Genomic DNA, 19,677 nt, shown 5'->3' with positions numbered 1-19,677 from the left:
CTCCGGCGGCGGCCGGCCCCTTTGAGAAAGGAGTGACATGCGACGCCGGTTGTTTCCGTTGTCGGCCGATCTCGCACTGGTCGCCGTGACCGCGGCGACCGTCGTGGCCCTGCTGGACTGGGACAGCTGGAGCTCCGAGCAAGGCGCGCTGTGCGGCACGGCGGGACAGCTCGCCGCGGCCACGGGAGCGGTGACGGCGGTACTCGTCCGCAGGCGATGGCCCGCGACGGCGCTGGTCGCCGCGTCCACGCTGATGGCGATCGAGCCGTTGACCGGCGGGGCGCTGACAGCCGTGGCCTACACGGCGGGCCTGAACTGGACCCGTCTCCACCACCGCGTCGTCACCCTGACCGTCTCCCTGACGGTGCCCCTGGCCGTCACCCTCGCCCACTCGGCCGCCGAGCAGGTGCCGATACTCGAGTACGACGTGATGGTCGTCCTCGTCACGGGCATCGTCTGCGGAGTCCTGCCCGGCCTCGCCGGAGCGCTGACCGGTCAGCGCGAGCGGCTCCTCCAGGCCCTGGAGGAGCGCAACGCCTTCCTGGAGCGGGCCCACCGCTCGGCGGAGGAACAGGCCAGATCCCGCGAACGGTCCCGGATCGCGGGCGAGATGCACGACCTGCTCGGCCACCGGCCCAGTCTCGTCGCCCTGCACTCCGGCGGCCTCGAAATGGCCGGTGAGGCCGGCGATCCCGAGGTCCGGCGCAGCGCCCGGCTGGTGCACAGCACGGTCCGCCAGGCGATGGCCGAGCTACGGGACGTCCTCGGGGTCCTGCGCGTGGAGGATCCGCTGTCGGGCACGCCGGAGCCGCTGACCGCGCGCACCGGAACCCGCGCGGACGTCGCCGCGCTCGTGGCCCAGTCCCGCACGGCCGGCATCGCCGTGCACCTCGACTGGTCCGGCGAGGACCCGGCGGGGAAAGCCCCACCGCCCGGCGCGCCGTGGACAGGGTGATCCGCGAAGCCCTGACCGACGTGCACAAACACGCGGCCGCGTCGGAGGTACGGGTCGCCGTGCGCAGGGAGTCCCGGGGAGCCGAGCACCGCGAGGAGCAGGAAGCTCAGACAGGCCACGGCAGCCAGGACCTTCACGAACACGGGCACCCTCGCGCGCCGTGCGCGGTGGGCTTCGGGCGCCCGGTACCCGCTGCCCGCACTCTCTTCGTACTTCACCAGGTCATGCATGGCACCAGCCTTCGGCAGGGGACCCGGCGCCCAGTAGTGCCGATCGGCCAGAGCGGGGCAACGAAAGTTGCGCGTTCGGCGGTTCCCTCCCCGGAGCCGTGATCAGCTTCGCGTTCCCGGCGGGGGAGGCGCCCGGTAAGGTTCGGGCCATGGCGTCTCGCAGCACTCAGATCCTGGAAGCCGCCGCCCGGGTGATCGCCCGGCGCGGGGTCCGCGGCCTGCGCGTGGAGGAACTCGCGGCCGAGGCGGGCGTGTCCACCGCGCTGATCTACTACCACTTCAAGGACCGCGCCGGGATCCTGAGCAAGACGCTGGAGTTCATCAACGACCGCGCCGAGCGCTACACGACCCACCGCGATCCGGACGCCGAACCGCTCAGCCCGCGCGAGGAACTGGACCAGACGCTCCTCCTCGAACTCCAGGACACCACCGAGGTCAGGGAGAACAGCAGCGCCTGGGGCGAGTTGAGGGCGAGCGCCGTCTTCGACGATCTCCTGCGCGAGGACCTGGCGCGAGCCACCCTGGTCTGGGTCCAGGAGGTGGCGGCCCTGCTCGGCCACGTCCAGCCGATGGCCCCCGCGGTCGCCCTGACGGCCTCGGCCGAGCGCCTCACCGCCCTGCTGGAGGGCCTGAGCATGCGCTGGCTCAGCGGCACGCTCCAGATCGCCCACGCCCGGACCCTGATGGGCGAAGCCATCGACGCCGAGATCGAGGGGCTGGGCCGGCCGTGACGAGGCACCTGCGTGCCGAGCCCGCGCCGCACGGGCGACCCGCGACGGAAGCCCGCATCGAGGACGTGCACAACGTCCTGGTCGCGCCTGCGGCGATGCGGGACCATGACGTGGTCAAGGACTTCTTCGGGTCGGTGATCACGCCGGAGGACCTCGCTTCCGCCTCGCCCGACCTCACACGGAGGACGGTCTACCTGTGTGGCGACATGTCCGGGATCGGCAGCCACCAACTGTGCGCGGCCGCCCGGGTGTTCATGATCCGCGAGCTGTCGCACGGTGACCACGAGGACGCCGACGCACCCTGGACTCGCGTCGACCTCGGGCGCGTTCCCCTCCGCGTACACGGCGTCGGCGTGTACTACCGCCGCTTCTTCGGACTCGACAGCGACCTCTTCGAACGGATCAGTGCGGAGCACGAGTTCCAGTCGCTGACGGAGTCCACCAAGCCCGGAACGGCCCATCGCAGCGGAATCTATCTGACGCCCGTCACGCGAGACGGTGACGAACTGCATTTCCGCCTGCTCCGGTGCTCCACGAACCTCTCGGGGCCGACCGAGGACTTCCGCCCGACCGACACGCACATCGTCGACGCTCTGAACCGCGAGGCCGCCGCCGTCTTCCGGAACCCGGCACCGCTCAATCACGTCCTCGCGCAGATCTACCACAACACCCTTGCCACGGCGGAGCGCAAGCAGTCCAAGGCCAAGATCTCGTCCCATGCGGACAAGACCAAGGACATGCCCGTCAACGGCATCATGGCCTTCTGCACCTTCTACGACCGGCTCGACGGGCTGCAGCCCCTGGCCGACGACCCCTTCGACTACGGCATGAGGGGCGCCAGCGCGCTGACCAGACTCCACTTCCGCCTCAAGGAGCCGGCCGGGGAACGCGACGGGGTCGCCCTCCCCGAGCAGTTCACCGTGACCCTCCACCCCGGCTCCGTGTTCCTCATGCCGCTGTCCACCAACCGCCTGTACACCCACGAGATCCGGCCCTCGACACTGGACGCCGAGCTGCTCCCGACCCGCCTGGGATATGTGGTGCGCTGTTCGAGCGCCGAAGCCGTTCACAAGGACGGCGACACGTTCCTCAAAAGGGCCGGAGACCTGGTGAAGCTGGGGCCACCGACACAGGCCGGCATGGACGAGCTGCGGAGGTTGTACGCCGAGGAGAACAGGACCTCGTCCTTCATCGAGTACGGCGACCAATTTCTCTTCAGCATGAACACGGGAGACTACCTTGCGCCCCGAGTCCACGATCTCGGATGAGATCCTCTCGTTCGCTCTGCCGGCCGACGAGGATTTCTTCACGGAGCTGTCCGCGTCGGTTCTCCTCGAAGACGTGGGAAAAGGCCGGCGGGGCGCCGTCCTCGCCGGGATCGACGAGGCGGGCGGTGTGCCTCTCGTACGGACCACCACTCAGTACGGCAGTCCGGTGCAGCCTTTCCAGGCGGTGCACGAGCGGCTGGCGCGACGGATCCAGGAACGTGCGGGGCTCTCGGTCGGCTTCAACAACGCTCTCATCGAGAGCTATACCAACGCCTACACGAAGATGGGCAGCCATTCCGACCAAGCCCTCGATCTGGCCGAGGATTCGTTCATCGCCGTCTTCTCCTGCTACCAGCACCCCGAAGTGAGCCCGCCGAGGAAGCTCGTCTTCGCATCAAAGGAGGGCGGTGGCGAGACGTTCGAGATCTCTCTCGCCCATCACGGCGTCGTCGCGTTCTCCGTCGCATCGAATAGGCGGCTGAGGCACAAGATCGTCCTGGACGCACCTGCACCGGCGGTGGACAACCAATGGCTGGGTCTCACCTTTCGCACCTCGAAGACCTTCGTCCGGTTTCGCGACGGACAGGCATACCTCCCGCAGGGTGAGCGGCTCATGCCGGCCGACGAGGAGCAGAGGCGCGAGTTCTATCAGCTGCGACGCCGTGAGAACAACGAAACGGACTTCGTCTACCCCCTGCTGACGTACACCGTCAGCGAGAGCGACCTGATGCCGCCCGTCTGAGCCGGCGCCCTCCTCGTCGTCCCACCTGGTCTTCGCGCCGTCCGCGACCTTGACTGATATTTCAGTCAGTGTCACAGTGAACGCCCTGCACCCCTCTGACACTTCGTGGAAAGGACAGGGACACCTTGCGTCCGACCAGACCCTTCAGACAGGGGGCGACATGCCTCTGACTCCTGCCGAACGGGACCGGCTGCTGCTCTTCACCGCCGCCCAGCTCGCCCGCACCCGCCTGGAGCGCGGGCTGCGGCTCAACGTGCCGGAAGCGACCGCGCTGATCGCCGACACCGTCTGCGAGGCCGCACGCGACGGCCTCCACCTGGCCGAGGCCCTCGACCGCGGCCGCGGAGTCCTCGGCCCGGACGACGTGCTCCCCGGCGTCACCGACGTCGTGACGGAGATCCAGGTCGAGGCGGTGTTCGACGACGGCACCCGGTTGGCCGTCATCAGCGCCCCCTTCGGCGACGTGGAACACGACGACGGCGCCCCCGGGGCCGTCCTGCCCCACACGGACACCCTGCCGGAGCCGGAACCGCAGATCACCCTGTGGGTGCGCAACGCGGCGGCGGTCCCGGTCAGCGTGACCTCGCACTTCCACTTCTTCGAGGCGAACCCGCGCCTCGACTTCGACCGCGCCGCCGCCTACGGCATGCGGCTCGCCGCCCCGGCCGGGTCGTCCACCCGGTTCGACCCCGGCGCCACCGTCGAGGTCGGACTCGTACCGATGGGCGGCGACCGGATCGCCATCGGTTTCGCGGGCCTGGTCGACGGCCCGCTGGACGGGCCCGGCGCGAAGGCCGAGGCCCTGAAGCGTGCCGCCGCCTGCGGCTACCTCGGAGCGGAAGGGGCGGAGCGATGAGCAGGCCCACCAGACACAGCGACCACTGCGCGCCCGGCAGCAGCCGGCACATCGATCCGCACGAGTACGCCACCGTGCACGGGCCCCGCGCGGGGGACCGGGTCCGGCTCGGAGACTCCGGGCTGGTCGTACGGGTGGAGTCGGATGCCCAGGCGTACGGTGACGAGTTCCTCGCGGGCTTCGGCAAGACCGCCCGTGACGGCATGCACCTCAAGGCAGCGACCGTCCGGGACACGTGCGACGTCGTGATCACCAACGTCCTGGTGATCGACGCCGTGCAGGGCATCCGCAAGGTGTCCATCGGCATCCGCGAGGGCCGGATCCACGCGATCGGGCGGGCCGGCAACCCCGACACCCTCGACGGCGTCGACGTCGTCGTCGGCACCGGAACCACGATGATCCCGGGCGAAGGCCTGATCGCCACCGCCGGTGCGATCGACACCCACGTCCATCTGCTGTCCCCGCGGATCATGGAGGCCTCGCTCGCGAGCGGCGTCACCACGATCATCGGCCAGGAGATCGGGCCGAGCTGGGGCGTCGGCGTGAACTCCCCCTGGGCGCTCAGGCTCGGGTTCGACGCCTTCGACGCCTGGCCGGTCAACATCGGCTTCCTTGCGCGGGGCTCCGCCTCCGACGAGGCGCCCCTGGTGGAGGCCCTGGCCGAGGGCGGTGCCTGCGGCTTCAAGGTCCACGAGGACATGGGCGCCCACACCCGCGCCCTCGACACCGCCCTGCGGGTCGCCGAGGAGCACGACGTCCAGGTCGCCCTCCACAGCGACGGACTGAACGAGTGCCTCTCCGTGGAGGACACCCTCCGCGTCCTGGAAGGCCGTACGATCCACGCCTTCCACATCGAGGGCTGCGGCGGCGGACACGTCCCCAACGTCCTGAAGATGGCGGGCGTGCCGAACGTCATCGGCTCCTCCACCAACCCCACCCTGCCCTTCGGGCGGGACGCCATCGCCGAGCACTACGGGATGATCGTCTCCGTCCACGCGCTCAAGACCGACCTCCCGGGCGACGCCGCCATGGCGCGCGACCGGATCCGGGCCGGGACCATGGGTGCGGAGGACGTCCTGCACGACCTCGGCGCGATCGGGATCACCTCCTCCGACGCGCAGGGCATGGGCCGCGCGGGGGAGACCGTCCGGCGTACGTTCGCGATGGCCGGCAAGATGAAGGCCGAGCTGGGGCCCCTTGAGGGCGACGGCGCACACGACGACAACGCGCGCGTGCTCCGGTACATCGCCAAGCTCACCATCAACCCGGCGATCGCCCACGGCCTCGCCCACGAGGTCGGGTCCATCGAGACCGGCAAACTCGCCGACATCGTGCTCTGGCGCCCGCCCTTCTTCGGCGCCAAGCCGCAGATGGTCCTCAAGTCGGGCTTCCCCGCCTACGGCGTCACGGGCGATCCCAACGCCGCCACCGACACCTGTGAGCCCCTGGTCCTGGGCCCCCTGTTCGGTGCCCATGGCGCCGCTCCGGCCGAGCTCTCCGTCGCCTTCGTCAGCCGCGCCGCCGCCGGACTCGGCGCCGACGCGATGCCGACCCGCCGCCGCCGGGTGGCCGTACGGGACACCCGCGGCATCGGCCCGGCGGACATGCTGCACAACGCCCGTCTGGGACAGGTGGACGTCGACCCGCGCAGCGGGCTCGTGACCCTCGACGGCGATCCGATGCGCTCCGAGCCGGCGCAGCAGGTCTCGCTGAGCCGTCTGTACTTCCTCTGATCCGGCTCCGCCGACCGAATCTCCAAAAGCGCGTTTTTGCACGTCCCTTCTCTTGACTGAATTTTCAGTCGAGAGGAGGATGCTGTTCACACCGCGTACCCGTCCCGCGCCTCCGCCAGGCAGAGCCGGCCACCGCCGACGGGTACTTCTGGCGAAACGAAGAGAGACCCGTGATGACTGCATTCCGTATGCCTGCCGAGTGGTCCGCGCACGAAGGGTGCCTGATGGCCTGGCCCGTCCGTGAGGACCTGTGGGGCAGCGTGCTGGACGACGTCAAGGAGGAGTACGCGAACGTCGCCCGCGCCATCGCCGCCTTCGAGCCCGTGACCATGGTCGCGCCGCCCGGCCACGGCGAGGAGGCCCGCACGAGGTGCGGCCACGAGATCACCGTGGTGGAGCTGGCCCAGGACGACTCCTGGTTCCGGGACTCCGCCCCGCTCTTCGTGCTCGACGCCGACGGCAACCGCGCCGGAGTGGACTTCCGCTTCAACGCCTGGGGCCGCAAGCACAGCCCGTACGACTCCGACGACCGGATCAGCGGCCTCCTCCTGGAGCACCTCGGCATCGAGCGCATCCCCTCCGACATGATCCTGGAGGGCGGGGCGATCACCGTCGACGGCGAAGGCACCCTGATCACGACCGAGCAGTGCCTGCTCCACCCCAACAGGAACCCCGGCATGAACCGGTTCGAGATCGAGACGGAACTGAAATCCCAGCTCGGCGTGGACAAGGTTGTCTGGCTTCCGTACGGCGGTCTGCTGGACACGGAGACCGACGGGCACGTCGACGGCGTCTGCGCCTTCGCCGCTCCCGGTAAGGTCGTCGTCTCCCTGCCCGACGACCCCGCGCACCCCGACTACGCCCGGATGCGTGCCAACCGTGCGGTGCTGGAGGCCACGACCGACGCCCAGGGGCGGCCGTTCGAGATCGTCGACATCCCGCAGACCGCGTTCGCCGACGTCGCCGGCGGCGAGGTCGAGGTGTCGTACCTGAACTACTACGTGGCCAACGGCGGCGTCGTCGTCCCGGTGGCCGGCGTGCCCCAGGACGACGAGGCGCTCGCGGTCATCGCCGCCGCGTACCCGGGCCGCAAGGTCGTCGGGGTGCGGGCACCCGCGATCGCGTACGGCGGCGGCGGGGTCCACTGCATCACACAGCAGATCCCCGCCGTGCCCGCCGGCGCCTGAGCCGCGGACGGACCGCTCCCGGAGGGCCGCACCGGCGGCCCTCCGGCCCCGCACCCCGCACGGAAATCACGGAACAGACGGACATCACGGAATGAGAGCGCGACGATGACCCCATCCCTGCCCTCCGGCAGCAGACGTCCCCGCGGCACGCGCGGACGGATCGCCGTGACGACGGCCGCCCTGACCTCCCTCGCGGCCCTCGCGGCCTGCGTCGGCCCGCCCAAGGACACCGGTACCGGCGGCTCCGAGACCAAGCTCTCCGCCGCCACGCCGAAGGCCCGGGGCGAGATCGACTCGTTCACCTGGGCCGTCTACGCCGAGCCGCCCACCCTCGACTACACGATGGCGTTCGACTATCCGCAGAACACGATCCTGTCCAACGTGTGCGAGAGCCTGATGCGCTGGACACCGGGCCTCGCCGTGGAGCCCGGCCTGGCGCGGAAGGCGTCGAACCCGGACCCCACCACCTGGGTCTACGACCTGCGCGCCGGCGTGCGGTTCCACGACGGCAGGACGATGACCGCCGACGACGTGATCTACAGCCTCGGCCGGCAGCGGGACCCGAAGAACGCCGCCGCCTGGGCACAGACCTTCCAGAACGTCGCCTCCATAAAGAAGACCGGCCCGCTCCAGGTCACCGTCAAGCTCAGGAAGTCGGACTCCCAGTTCCCCCAGTACATGGCGACCGCCGCGGGCGTCGTCGCCTCCAAGGCCGGCGTCGAGGCGGCGGGCAAGGACTACGGCACCACCGGTGACCTCGCCTGTACCGGCCCGTTCAAGCTCGGCGCGTGGAGCAAGGGCCAGTCGATCGAGCTGGAGCGCTTCGACGGCTACTGGGGTACGAAGGCCAAGGCGAAGAAGGCCGTCTTCCGGGTCCTGACCGACCCCTCGGCCCGCACGAACGCCATGCTCAGCGGCGAGATCGACGGCGGCTATCTGATCCCCACCGAGAGCTACGGCCGACTGCGCGACAGCGGCGTCGGCACCCTCTACTTCGGCGAGGGCCTGAGCACGGTCAACGTCAACATCACCAACATGACGGGCGCGCTCGGCGACCTCCGGGTACGCAAGGCGCTCTCCCTGGCCCTCGACCGCTCCGGGTTCGTCAAGGCCGGACTCGGCGGCGCCGGCACCGTCACCACCTCCCTCACCACCCGGGCCGCCTGGGCCGGAGCCTCGGAGAAGACCCGGCAGGCCGCCTTCGGCGCGCTGCCGCCCGCCGCCCAGGACATCGAGAAGGCCAAGGCGCTGATCAAGGAGGCCGGCGCCACCGGCAAGACCCTGACCGTCGCCACCAGCTCCATCGGCCAGGACGTCTCCCTCCTCGCCACCGCGATCCAGGCGGCGGGCACCCAGATCGGGCTGAAGATCAACCTCAAGACGATCGCCCCCAACGCCTTCACGGCGCTCTTCACCGACCCCAAGGCGCGCGAGGGCATCGACATGTTCCCGCTCACCTACTACGACTCGATCACCGACCCGCTGGACCTGCTGCAGAACTTCAAGACCGGCGCTTACATGAACTTCGCCGGCTACACCGACAAGGGGTACGACGCCCTCGTCGACGAGGCCACCGCCGTCTACCAGCCCGACCAGCGCATGAGGATCGAGGCCGAGCTGCAGCAGCGGGCCGCCGAGCAGCTGCCGTGGATCCCCGTCGCGGAGTGGCCCACCGCGGTCTTCCTCAACAAGAGGATCACCGGCGCCCCCACCACCATCGCGTACATGTACTACCCGTGGGCCGCCGACGTCGGCGCACCGGCCGCGGGGGCCACGCCGTGAACTTCGTGAGATTCGCCGTACGCCGGGTGGCGGAGATGGCCGCCACCCTGCTCGGTGCGTCGTTCGTGGTCTTCGGCGCCATGTACCTGGCGCCGGGCAACCCGGCCGGCTTCCTGCTCTCCGGCCGCTCCGCCTCACCCGAGGCGCTCGCCGCGATCAACGCCCAATACCACCTGGACGACCCCTTCTTCGTCCGCTACCTCAGCTGGCTCGGCGACATCCTGCAGGGCGACTTCGGGCGGTCCATCACCTACCGCACCGACGTCTCCCGGCTCCTGGCCGACCGCCTCCCCACCACGCTGCTGCTCGTCGTGATGGCACTGGCCGTCGTCGTCGTGATCGGCCTGGTCCTGGGATGGGTCGCCGCCGTACGCGGCGGCGGCACCGACTCGGCCGTCCTCGTCGGGACCACGCTCGCCGTCGGCACCCCCTCCTTCGTCGCCGCCGTCCTCCTCCAGGGACTCTTCGCCGTCAACCTCGGCTGGTTCCCCAGCAGCGGCTCCGGCGAGGGCTTCCTCGACCAGGTCTGGCACCTCACCCTCCCGGCGATCGCCCTCGCGCTCTACCTGATCGGCATGCTCGCCCGCGTCACCCGCTCCGCCATGGTCGAGGCCCTCGACAGCGAGCACGTCACGGTCGCCCGCAGCCGGGGCGTCCCGGAGAGCCAGGTCATCCGCCGCCATGTGTTCCGCAACTCACTGGGCACCGTCCTCACCACCGGAGGACTGATCGTCTCCACCCTCCTGGTCTGCACGATCCTCGTGGAGACCGCCTTCAGCATCGGCGGCGTCGGCCAGCTCCTCGAACTGTCCACCACGACCAAGGACTTCCCGACCGTCCAGGCCATCTCCTTGATCGTCGTCGCTCTCTTCATGACCGTGAACCTGGTCGTCGACCTGCTGCTGCCCCTGGTCGACCCGCGGATCACCCTCGGATCGAGGAGTTCCTCCGTATGACCGCCGTCCTGACCCGCAGGCCCGGCCTCGCGAAGATCCGCACCGCCAGGTCCCCGCTCCACCTGGTCTGCCTCGGCCTCGTCGCCGTCGTCACCGTCGCCGCGCTCCTCGCGCCCTGGCTCGTGCCGTACGACCCCAACGCGGTCGACCTCGGCAACGCACTGGCCGGACCCTCCCCCGAGCACCTGCTCGGCGTCGACGCCGCCGGACGCGACACCCTCTCCCGGCTGCTCCTCGGCGCCCGCACCTCACTCCTCGGACCCCTCGGGGTCGTGGTCTTCTCCACCCTCGCCGGAGTCGCGGTCGGCATGGCCGCGGGCTGGCGGGGCGGCTGGCTCGACTCCGTCCTGTCACGCAGCACCGAACTGGTCTTCGCGTTCCCCGGCATGCTCCTCGCCATCCTGATCATCTCGATCTACGGCGAAGGACTGCTCGCCCCCGTCATCGCCCTCTCCATCGCCTACATGCCGTACGTCAGCCGGCTCACCCGCTCCCTCGTCCTGGCCGAACGCAAACGCCCCTACGTCAGCGCCTACCAGGTCCAGGGGCACTCGGCCCTCCAGATCAGCCTGCGCCACATCCTGCCCAACATCGCCCCCGTCGTCCTCGCCCAGTCCACCATCAACTTCGGCTACGCACTGATGGACCTCGCCGGCCTGTCCTTCCTCGGCCTGGGCGTACCCGCGCTCACCCCCGACTGGGGCCGCATGGTCTTCGACGGCCAGACCGCCATCCAGCACGGCTACCCGCTGTCCGCGATCCTGCCCTGCGCGTTCATCGTGCTCACCGTCGTCGCCTTCAACGTGGTCGGAGAGCGCTGGGCCGACCGCGTCGCCAGGAGAGACCGATGACCGATACGTACACGCTCGACGTCCAAGGGCTCCGCATCACGCTGCCCGGCACGGCCCGCCCCGTCCTCGACGGCGTCGACCTCCACGTCGCGACGGGCGAGACCGTCGCCCTCGTCGGCGAATCCGGGTCCGGGAAGACCCTCACCTCACGCAGCGCCCTGAACCTGCTGCCACCCGGCGCCGTCGTCGAAGGCGCCGTCCGGGTGCGCGGCGAGGACGTCCTCACCATGAACGCCGACCAGCTCCGCGACCTGCGCAGCGGCACGGTGTCCATGGTCTTCCAGGACCCGCGCGCCGCCCTCAACCCGCTGCGCCGCATCGGCGACTTCCTCGTCGAGAGCGTGACCCTGACCGGGACCATGAGCCGGGCGGACGCCACCGCCCGCGCCGGTGAGCTCCTGCGGGCAGTCGGTCTCGACGACTCGGCCCTCGGCAAGTACCCCGGTCAGGTCTCCGGCGGCATGCTGCAACGCGTCATGATCGCGGCCGCCCTCATGGGCGACCCCGTCCTCGTGCTCGCCGACGAGCCCACCACCGCGCTCGACGTCACCACCCAGGCCGAGGTCATCGCCCTCCTGGCCCGACTCCGCGAACGCTTCGGCACCGGCCTGCTCTTCGTCACCCACGACCTCGACCTCGCCGCCGCCATCAGCGACCGCGTGTACGTCATGTACGCCGGCCGGATCGTGGAGAGCGGCCCCGCCGAGGCCCTCTTCGCCCGGCCCCGGCACCCGTACACCTCGGCACTGCTCGCCTCCACGCCCCGCCTGGAAGCCCCCCGAGGCAGGCTCGACGCGATCGACGGCCAGCCCCCGGACCTCCGGCAGGAGCTGCACGGCTGCCCGTTCGCCGCCCGCTGCCACCTCGCCACCGAGATCTGCGACCAACAGGCCCCCGAGCCGCGGCCCACGCCCGGACTGCCGCACCACCAGGCCGCCTGCCACCACAGCGACCGTCTCGAAGGGAGCCCCGTCGATGCCTGAGAACGTCCTGGAGGCCGTCGGCCTCCACCGCACCTTCGGGAGCGTCCGCGCCGTCGACGACGTCTCCTTCACCCTCCCCGAGGGCGGGTCCCTGGGCATCGTCGGCGAATCCGGCTCCGGAAAGACCACCACCGCCCGGATCGTCGTCGGTCTGGAACAGGCGGACGCCGGCGACGTCCTCGTACGAGGAGAGGCCCGCGGTGCCCGACAGCGCGGCCGGGCCCGGCGCCTGGCCCGTGCGCGCGAGGTCCAGATGGTCTTCCAGGACCCGTACCTCTCCCTCGACCCGCGCACCAGCGTCGAACAGGTCCTGCGCGAGACCCTGCGCCTGCACTTCCCCGGCACCGACCACGACCGGCGCATCCGGGAGCTCCTCGACCAGGTCGGGCTCGGCACCCGCGCCGCCGACGCCCGGCCCCGCCAGCTCTCCGGCGGTCAGCGCCAACGCGTCGCCATCGCCCGCGCCCTCGCCGTCGAACCGGCCGTCCTCGTCCTGGACGAGGCGGTCGCCGCGCTCGACGTCTCCGTACAGGCGCAGATCCTCAACCTGCTCGCCGACATCCGCGAGGAGACCCGGATCGGCTACCTGTTCATCACCCACGACCTGGGCGTGGTCCGGTGCGTCACCGACGACGTCATCGTCATGCGAAAGGGCCGTGTCGTCGAGGCGGGCCCCACCGCCGAGGTACTCGCCGCACCCCAACACCCGTACACACGGCTGCTGTTGGAGTCCGTACCCCGCCCCGGCTGGGACCCCGAGGCGATCGCCGAGGCTCGCCGGGCGCTCTGAACGCCCCTCACCCCCCACCGTCGTTGACACAGGAGGTCAACCATGAACGAACACGCTGTCGCCCGGCACGCGGGACCCGGCCTCAACAGGCGCCGGTTCCTCGCGGCGGCCGGACTGACCGCCGCGGGCGCCGCCCTCGCGACGACCGCCCTCCCCGAACGGGCCACCGCCGCCGCGGGCACCTTCCGGGTGCCCGTCGAGGACGTCCGGCACACCCGTACGTGGATGGCCTGGCCGGACAGCACCGTGATCTGGCCCGGCAAGCTGAGCGGCGTACAGGCGGACATCGCCCTGATCGCCCGCACGATCGCCACGTACGAGCCCGTCGTCATGTGCGCCAACCCCGGGAGCGCCGCCAAGGCCCGCTCGATGTGCGGCTCCACCGTCACGGTCATCAGCTCCGTCCCCGTCGACGACTGCTGGATGCGCGACACCGGGCCGGTCTTCCGTACGGACGGCCACGGCGGTCTCGACACCGTGGGCCTCAACTTCAACGGCTGGGGCAACAAGCAGACCCACGCCAGGGACGCCCTCGCCGCCGAGCGGATCGCCGCCCACGTGGGCGTGCCGTTCACCTACGCCGATCTCGTCGGCGAGGGCGGCGCGATCGAGCAGGACGGCGCCGGCACCCTGATGGCGACCCGCAGCAGCCTGGTGAACCGCAACCGGAACCCCGGGATGTCGGAGCGGCAGCTGGAGAAGGCGATGTGCCAGGCGTACGGCGCGTCCAAGGTCATCTGGTTCGACGGCGTCTACGGACAGGACATCACCGACGACCACGTCGACGCTACCTCCCGCTTCCTCGCCCCCGGCGAGGCCCTCGTCCAGATGCCCGTCGCGGCCGACACCGACGCCTTCGCCCGCGACGCCCGCCGGCAGTACAGCGTCCTGTCCGCCGAGACCACCGCGGCGGGCCGCGCCCTGGACGTGATGCGCCTCCAGGGCCCCGACTACAACAAGATCCGCTCCACGAACCGGGACTTCCTCGCCTCGTACGCCAACTTCTACCTCTGCAACGACGCCGTCATCTCGGCCCAGTTCGGCGACCGGAGGGCGGACGAGGCGGCCCGGGCGACGCTGCAGCGCCTCTACCCCGACCGGTACATCGAGCAGCTGAACATCGACCGCCTCGGCACGGGCGGCGGGGGCATCCACTGCGTCACCCAGCAGCAGCCGGTCGCCTGAGACCGGGATGACTGAAAGTTTCGTCAGAGAGCTGCGTCCCTGCCATTGACTGAAATTTGAGTCAGTCCCTAGGGTGAGCGCACCGTACAGCGCCGGCGTGTCGCGCAGCGCTGTACGGCTTCATGAACGCACCCCTGAACAGGAGCCCACATGGGGCCAGTTGACTCGCCGACGCGTGATTCCGCATCGCACGCGGGCATCGAACAGCACTCGATCGACTGGGTGCCCCTCTCGGAACGGCATGGCAAACCGTCGAGCGTCGGCGCCATCTGGTTCGTCGGCAGCCTCAATCTCACCGGCCTCGCCACCGGCGTCGTGACGCTGTCCATGGGGGCCTCGCTCGTGTGGACGGTGGTCGCCACCGTCCTCGGCTCCCTCTTCGGAACGTTCTTCATGGCGTTCCACTCGGCCCAGGGGCCCCAGCTGGGGCTGCCCCAACTCGTGCAGTCGCGGCCCCAGTTCGGCTATCTGGGGGCCGCTCTCACCGTCTGGGTGTTCGCCCTGGTCAACTACGTGGCCTTCAACACCTCGGACGCCCTGCTGTCCGGCCAGGCCATGAACCTGCTCACCGGGATACCCAACACCCTCGGCTATCTGCTCGCCGCCGCGGTGGCGACCGTGATCGCGCTGTTCGGGTACGAGTGGATCCACAAGCTCAACAAGTGGCTCACCTGGCCCTTCGTCGTGATCACCGCGGCCGTCACCGCGTCCGCCCTGTTCGGCGGAGGGCTGCCCGACGACGCGTGGACCGCCGGCCCGTTCGAACTCGCCCCGTTCATGCTCGTGTTCGTCTTCGTCGCCGGGTTCCAGCTGGGCTGGGCGCCGTACGTCTCGGACTACTCGCGCTACCTCAGACCCGACGTCCCCGTGCGCAGCACCTTCTGGTGGACCTACCTGCCCAGCGCGGTCTCCGGGATCTGGGTCTTCGTCCTCGGTGCCGTGGTCTCGGCCGCCGCACCCGAGGGCACGGACCCGGTCACCGCGCTGAAGCTGTCGGCCGACCGGCTGTTCGGCGGGTTCGGCACGATCGCGGTCGTCGTCCTGCTGGTCGGGCTGCTCTCCATCATGGCGATCAACCAGTACGGCGGCAGTCTCACGATGATCTCGATCGTCGACTCGTTCCGCCCGGTCAAGCCCACCAGGTCCATCCGGGTCGCCACGATCGGGATCATGCTGGCCGCCGTCGGCACGGTCTCCACCCTCGTCGGCATCGACCAGTTCAACTGGTTCTTCGCCAACGTGGTGGTCCTCCTGACGTACCTCTTCATCCCGTGGACCGCCATCAACCTGGTCGACTTCTTCTTCGTCCGGCGCGGCCAGTACGTCGTCAAGGAGATCTTCAACCCGCAGGGGATCTACGGCCGTTGGGGCTGGCGCGGGAACCTCGCCTATGCGATCGGCCTGGCCTGCATGGCCCCGTTCATGGTCATCACTGGCCTCTTCGTCGGGCCCGTCGCGGAGCGCCTCGGCGGCGTCGACTGCTCGATCTTCGTCGGCCTGCCCGTGGCCGGAGGCCTCTACTGGGCCTTCGCCCGAAGTCTCGATCTGGCCACCGAGCGCCGGATGGTCAGGGAGGAGGGGCTGCTGGACCCGGTCCACTGAGCAACCCGCTGAGCAAGCGCGCCTGCACGTACAGAACCTTTGGAAGAAGGAGCACCACGTGAAGACAGAGCACGACGGCGAACGTCCCGGCATCAGCCGCAGAAGCCTCCTCGCCCGCGGCGGAGCGGCCGCGGCCGCCCTGGCGGTGGGTCCCGTCCTCGGCGGCATCCAGCCCGCGATGGCCGCGTCCTGGCGTGTCCCCGGTGAGGACGCGTCGCACAAGCGGACCTGGATGGCCTGGCCGTCCAGCTACACGATCTGGGGCAACCTGCTGTCCAAGATCCAGGCCGACATCGCCAAGCTCGCCAAGGAAGTCGCCAAGTACGAGCCGGTCGTCATGTGCGCGGACGGCTCTTCCGCCGCCTCGCAGGCCAGGACCGCCTGCGGGTCCACCGTCACGGTCATCAGCTCCATCCCCGTCTCGGACTGCTGGATGCGCGACACCGGCCCGCTGTTCCGTGTGGACGGGGCCGGCGGCCTGGACGCCTTCGGCCTGAACTTCAATGCCTGGGGCGAGAACGCCACCACCTTCTACGGCCTCCCGACCTCCGCCTACTCCAAGGACCGCACGGTGGCGCCGAAGGTGGCCTCCTACGCGGGCGTGTCGTTCGCGAACGCGTCGGTGGTGGGTGAGGGCGGCGGAATCGAGTACGACGGCGACGGCACCGTGATGGCCACCGAGAGCTGCTGGCTGAACAGCAACCGCAACCCCGGCAAGTCCCGCAGCCAGATCGAGGCCGAACTGCTGTCCCGCTTCGGCGCGTCCAAGATGATCTGGCTGCCCGGCGTCACCGGGCAGGACGTCACCGACGGCCACATCGACGGAACCGCCCGCTACATCCGGCCCGGCGTGGTCATGGTGCAGCTGGCCGGCGCCGTGCGCCCGGACGTGTGGACCGCCAACGCGCAGGCCATCCGCGACACCCTGGTCAACGCGACCGACGCCAGAGGGCGCAGGCTCCAGGTCCTCACCATCGAAGGGCCCGACACCCTGCCCCGTATCCAGGTGGGCAAGCAGGCCGACTTCCTCAGCTCCTACATGAACTGGACGGTGACCAACCAGGCGATCATCACCACCCAGTTCGGCGACACCGCCAAGGACGCGGCGGCCAAGTCGGCCATCGCCGCCGCCTACGGCCGCCCCGTCGTCCAGCTGAACCTCGACAACCTCTACGGCAACGGCGGCGGTGGCGCCCACTGCGTCACCATGCAGGAGCCCAACCGCTGAACCAACGACGGGCCCGGGTCTCTCCTTTGAGACCCGGGCTCGTCGCGTTTTATGCGCTTTGTCCGGCGATCCGGACTCTGGCGAGGTGGACGCGTGTAGAGGGAAGTCGTTCTCGCCGAGCCCTTGACGCTGCTCTTGGAGAAAACTACGTTCTGTCGATCGGAAAACCACTTCCACTTTGTGGAAACATCTAAAGACTCCGCCTCAGACCTCCACCGGTCGCCAGGCCCTCCGTCGCGCAACCGGCTCCGTTCTGTACACCTACGACCTGGCCCCGACGAAGAGGGAAGGCCGCCGCTGGGGCGCGTACAACGTCTTCACCCTCTGGGCCAACGACGTGCACAGCCTCGGGAACTACGCCTTCGCGATCGGGCTCTTCGCCCTCGGACTGAACGTCTGGGGCATCCTCGCGGCCTTCGCGCTCGCCTCCGTACTGCTCTTCCTGCTCCTGACGCTCTCCGGCTTCATGGGCCACAAGACAGGCGTGCCCTTCCCGGTGATGAGCCGCATCGCGTTCGGCATCAAGGGCGCGAAGATACCTGCGGCCGTCCGCGGCATCGTCGCCATCGCCTGGTTCGGCATCCAGACCTATCTGGCCTCCACCGTCCTGAGCGCCCTGCTCGTCGCGATGTTCCCCGGACTGGCGTCGCTCGACGAGAACACGCTGCTCGGCCAGTCCACCCTCGGCTGGATCACCTTCCTGGCCCTCTGGGCCGTGCAGCTCGTCATCGTCAGCTACGGCATGCAGATGATCCGGCGCTACATGGCCTTCGCCGCGCCGACCACGCTCATCACCATGTGCGCCCTCGCCGTCTGGATGTTCGTCCGCGCCGACGCCTCCATCGCCCTCTCCATCGACGCACCGCTCATCGGCGGCGAGATGTGGCTGCAGATCCTCCAGGCCGCCGCCCTGTGGGTGGTCGTCTACGGGACCTTCGTCCTGAACTTCTGCGACTTCACCCGGTCCGCCAAGAGCCGCGCCTCGATCGTGCGCGGCAACGTCATCGGCATCCCGCTGAACATGCTGTTCTTCGCCGGCATCGTCGTGGTCCTCAGCGGAGCGCAGTTCAAGCTCGACGGCCGCGTCATCACCAGCCCCACGGACATCGTCCGGACCATCCCGAACATGGCGCTCCTGGCGGCGGCCTCCCTCGCCCTGATCGCCCTGACCGTCGCCGTGAACCTGCTGGCCAACTTCGTCGCGCCGATCTACGCCCTCATCGACCTCTTCCCGCGCAAGCTCGACTTCCGGCGGGCGGGCGTCGTCAGCGCGGTCATCGGCCTGGTCATCCTGCCCTGGAACCTCTACAACAGCCCGATCGCCGTCAACTACTTCCTCGGCGGGCTCGGCGCCCTGCTCGGACCGCTCTTCGGCGTGATCATGGCCGACTACTGGCTGCTCCGCAGGTCCCGGGTCAACGTGCCCGACCTCTACACCGAGAACCCGCAGGGCGAGTACCACTACCGCCACGGCTTCAACCCGCGCGCCGTCGCCGCCTTCCTGCCCGGCGCCGCCGTCGCCGTGGTCGTCGCCCTGGCGCCCTTCTTCCACGCCGTCGCCGGATTCTCCTGGTTCGTGGGCGCCGTCCTCGGCGCCGGGCTGTACGCGATCGTCGCGGACCGCAAGGCGCCGATCCGCGACGTGGACGGCGAGTCCATCGCCGTCGCCGCCGAATGACCCACCGGGCCGAACGAACGGAACGAGCGGAAGGCCGGCTGATGCGCATCCTCGTCGTCAACGTCAACACCACACAGTCCATCACCGACGCGATCGGCAGGCAGGCGGCGGCCGTGGCCGCGCCCGGCACCGAGATCGTCGCGCTGACCCCGGAGTTCGGAGCGGAGTCGGTCGAGGGCAACTACGAGAGCTACCTCGCCGCGATCGCCGTGATGGAGACCGTCCGCGCCTATCCGGAGCCCTTCGACGCGGTCATCCAGGCCGGGTACGGCGAGCACGGCCGCGAAGGCCTGCAGGAGCTGCTCGACGTGCCGGTCGTCGACATCACCGAGGCGGCCGCCGCCACCGCCCAGTTCCTCGGCCGCAGCTATTCCGTCGTCACCACCCTCGACCGGACGGTCCCGCTGATCGAGGAGCGCCTCCACGTCGCCGGACTGAGCGCGCGCTGCGCGTCCGTACGGGCCAGCGGGCTCCCCGTCCTGGCGCTGGAGGAGGACGAGAGGACGACCGTCGAGGCGATCGTCGAACAGGCCGCCCGAGCGGTGGAGGACGACCGGGCCGAGGTGATCTGCCTGGGCTGCGGCGGCATGGCAGGCCTCGCCGAGCGGGTCGTCGAGCGCACCGGCGTGCCCGTCGTCGACGGAGTGAGCGCGGCGGTGACCGTCGCCGAGTCCCTGGTGCGGCTCGGTCTGTCCACCTCGAAGGTACGCACCTACGCGACGCCGCGCCCCAAGAAGATCGCCAACTGGCCTCCGCAGGCAGCGAACAAGTGAGAGAAGAGGAGAACATCCGTTGACCGACACAGATCTGGTCCTGCGCTCGACGCGCGTCATCACCCCCGAGGGGACGCGCCCGGCGTCGGTCGCCGTCTCCGGTGGGACGATCGCGGCGGTGCTGCCCCACGACGCCGAGGTGCCCGC

At 70.0% G+C, this 19,677-nt stretch carries 17 protein-coding genes; all 17 read left to right on the top strand.

All coding sequences use genetic code 11. The features are described 5' to 3' along the window. Nucleotides 1–37 precede the first annotated feature (37 nt). The 17 genes from ACF07V_RS38080 (at nucleotide 38) to ACF07V_RS38000 (ending at nucleotide 19,530) form a co-directional block, all read left to right on the top strand. Nucleotides 38–955 carry a sensor histidine kinase gene (locus ACF07V_RS38080; RefSeq protein WP_392160666.1) on the top strand — a complete coding sequence of 306 codons (918 nt, stop codon included), beginning with the start codon at nucleotides 38–40 and terminating at the stop codon, nucleotides 953–955. Between the two features lie 379 nt (nucleotides 956–1,334). Continuing rightward, a complete protein-coding gene (locus tag ACF07V_RS38075; RefSeq protein WP_392160664.1) occupies nucleotides 1,335–1,916 on the top strand; it encodes a TetR/AcrR family transcriptional regulator in 582 nt (193 codons plus the stop codon). Nucleotides 1,917–2,011: 95 nt separating this feature from the next. Further along, nucleotides 2,012–3,184, top strand: a complete 1,173-nt coding sequence (locus ACF07V_RS38070; protein ID WP_392160728.1) for a hypothetical protein — start codon at nucleotides 2,012–2,014, stop codon at nucleotides 3,182–3,184. Further along, nucleotides 3,156–3,926: an alpha-ketoglutarate-dependent dioxygenase AlkB gene (locus tag ACF07V_RS38065; RefSeq protein WP_392160663.1), complete on the top strand. Its 771-nt coding sequence runs from the start codon at nucleotides 3,156–3,158 to the stop codon at nucleotides 3,924–3,926. Before ACF07V_RS38070 ends, ACF07V_RS38065 begins: the two co-directional genes overlap by 29 nt. Before the next feature lie 160 nt (nucleotides 3,927–4,086). Beyond that, a complete protein-coding gene (ureA, locus tag ACF07V_RS38060) occupies nucleotides 4,087–4,782 on the top strand; it encodes an urease subunit gamma (RefSeq protein ID WP_392160661.1) in 696 nt (231 codons plus the stop codon). After that, complete coding sequence (locus ACF07V_RS38055) at nucleotides 4,779–6,515, top strand: urease subunit alpha (protein WP_392160659.1); 1,737 nt, start codon at nucleotides 4,779–4,781, stop codon at nucleotides 6,513–6,515. The genes ureA and ACF07V_RS38055 overlap by 4 nt, the downstream gene beginning before the upstream one ends. 173 nt (nucleotides 6,516–6,688) lie before the next feature. Further along, nucleotides 6,689–7,702 carry an agmatine/peptidylarginine deiminase gene (locus tag ACF07V_RS38050; protein ID WP_392160657.1) on the top strand — a complete coding sequence of 338 codons (1,014 nt, stop codon included), beginning with the start codon at nucleotides 6,689–6,691 and terminating at the stop codon, nucleotides 7,700–7,702. Between the two features lie 105 nt (nucleotides 7,703–7,807). Continuing rightward, nucleotides 7,808–9,484, top strand: a complete 1,677-nt coding sequence (locus ACF07V_RS38045; RefSeq protein ID WP_392160656.1) for an ABC transporter substrate-binding protein — start codon at nucleotides 7,808–7,810, stop codon at nucleotides 9,482–9,484. Then, the gene (locus tag ACF07V_RS38040) at nucleotides 9,481–10,440 is read left to right on the top strand and encodes an ABC transporter permease (protein ID WP_392160654.1); all 960 of its coding nucleotides are present in this window, start codon (nucleotides 9,481–9,483) and stop codon (nucleotides 10,438–10,440) included. The genes ACF07V_RS38045 and ACF07V_RS38040 overlap by 4 nt, the downstream gene beginning before the upstream one ends. Next, nucleotides 10,437–11,291, top strand: a complete 855-nt coding sequence (locus ACF07V_RS38035) for an ABC transporter permease (protein ID WP_392160652.1) — start codon at nucleotides 10,437–10,439, stop codon at nucleotides 11,289–11,291. The genes ACF07V_RS38040 and ACF07V_RS38035 overlap by 4 nt, the downstream gene beginning before the upstream one ends. After that, nucleotides 11,288–12,274, top strand: coding sequence for an ABC transporter ATP-binding protein (locus tag ACF07V_RS38030; protein WP_392160650.1), 987 nt, complete (start codon nucleotides 11,288–11,290; stop codon nucleotides 12,272–12,274). Before ACF07V_RS38035 ends, ACF07V_RS38030 begins: the two co-directional genes overlap by 4 nt. Continuing rightward, nucleotides 12,267–13,064, top strand: a complete 798-nt coding sequence (locus ACF07V_RS38025) for an ABC transporter ATP-binding protein (protein ID WP_392160648.1) — start codon at nucleotides 12,267–12,269, stop codon at nucleotides 13,062–13,064. Before ACF07V_RS38030 ends, ACF07V_RS38025 begins: the two co-directional genes overlap by 8 nt. A 42-nt stretch (nucleotides 13,065–13,106) precedes the next feature. Further along, nucleotides 13,107–14,249, top strand: coding sequence for an agmatine/peptidylarginine deiminase (locus tag ACF07V_RS38020; protein WP_392160646.1), 1,143 nt, complete (start codon nucleotides 13,107–13,109; stop codon nucleotides 14,247–14,249). Nucleotides 14,250–14,399: 150 nt separating this feature from the next. After that, nucleotides 14,400–15,851, top strand: coding sequence for a purine-cytosine permease family protein (locus ACF07V_RS38015; RefSeq protein WP_392160644.1), 1,452 nt, complete (start codon nucleotides 14,400–14,402; stop codon nucleotides 15,849–15,851). A 58-nt stretch (nucleotides 15,852–15,909) separates the two neighbouring features. Next, nucleotides 15,910–17,079: an agmatine/peptidylarginine deiminase gene (locus ACF07V_RS38010; protein WP_392160642.1), complete on the top strand. Its 1,170-nt coding sequence runs from the start codon at nucleotides 15,910–15,912 to the stop codon at nucleotides 17,077–17,079. A gap of 178 nt (nucleotides 17,080–17,257) precedes the next feature. Beyond that, complete coding sequence (locus tag ACF07V_RS38005) at nucleotides 17,258–18,757, top strand: NCS1 family nucleobase:cation symporter-1 (RefSeq protein ID WP_392160640.1); 1,500 nt, start codon at nucleotides 17,258–17,260, stop codon at nucleotides 18,755–18,757. A gap of 41 nt (nucleotides 18,758–18,798) precedes the next feature. Further along, nucleotides 18,799–19,530, top strand: a complete 732-nt coding sequence (locus tag ACF07V_RS38000; RefSeq protein WP_392160638.1) for an aspartate/glutamate racemase family protein — start codon at nucleotides 18,799–18,801, stop codon at nucleotides 19,528–19,530. The last annotated feature ends 147 nt before the right edge of the window (nucleotides 19,531–19,677 follow it).

The organism is Streptomyces sp. NPDC015661 (assembly GCF_043077765.1).
Lineage (GTDB): Bacteria > Actinomycetota > Actinomycetes > Streptomycetales > Streptomycetaceae > Streptomyces.
Note: the sequence above shows the minus strand (reverse complement) of the source record. Positions and strands in the feature narration are given on the sequence as shown.

Excerpts from the sequence above, each read along its gene's own strand:
- ACF07V_RS38080 (WP_392160666.1), top strand. The coding sequence starts at position 38 with ATGCGACGCCGGTTGTTTCCGTTGTCGGCCGATCTCGCACTGGTCGCC.
- ACF07V_RS38075 (WP_392160664.1), top strand. The coding sequence starts at position 1,335 with ATGGCGTCTCGCAGCACTCAGATCCTGGAAGCCGCCGCCCGGGTGATC.
- ACF07V_RS38070 (WP_392160728.1), top strand. The coding sequence starts at position 2,012 with ATGCGGGACCATGACGTGGTCAAGGACTTCTTCGGGTCGGTGATCACG.
- ureA (WP_392160661.1), top strand. The coding sequence starts at position 4,087 with ATGCCTCTGACTCCTGCCGAACGGGACCGGCTGCTGCTCTTCACCGCC.
- ACF07V_RS38055 (WP_392160659.1), top strand. The coding sequence starts at position 4,779 with ATGAGCAGGCCCACCAGACACAGCGACCACTGCGCGCCCGGCAGCAGC.
- ACF07V_RS38050 (WP_392160657.1), top strand. The coding sequence starts at position 6,689 with ATGACTGCATTCCGTATGCCTGCCGAGTGGTCCGCGCACGAAGGGTGC.
- ACF07V_RS38045 (WP_392160656.1), top strand. The coding sequence starts at position 7,808 with ATGACCCCATCCCTGCCCTCCGGCAGCAGACGTCCCCGCGGCACGCGC.
- ACF07V_RS38035 (WP_392160652.1), top strand. The coding sequence starts at position 10,437 with ATGACCGCCGTCCTGACCCGCAGGCCCGGCCTCGCGAAGATCCGCACC.
- ACF07V_RS38030 (WP_392160650.1), top strand. The coding sequence starts at position 11,288 with ATGACCGATACGTACACGCTCGACGTCCAAGGGCTCCGCATCACGCTG.
- ACF07V_RS38025 (WP_392160648.1), top strand. The coding sequence starts at position 12,267 with ATGCCTGAGAACGTCCTGGAGGCCGTCGGCCTCCACCGCACCTTCGGG.
- ACF07V_RS38020 (WP_392160646.1), top strand. The coding sequence starts at position 13,107 with ATGAACGAACACGCTGTCGCCCGGCACGCGGGACCCGGCCTCAACAGG.
- ACF07V_RS38015 (WP_392160644.1), top strand. The coding sequence starts at position 14,400 with ATGGGGCCAGTTGACTCGCCGACGCGTGATTCCGCATCGCACGCGGGC.
- ACF07V_RS38000 (WP_392160638.1), top strand. The coding sequence starts at position 18,799 with ATGCGCATCCTCGTCGTCAACGTCAACACCACACAGTCCATCACCGAC.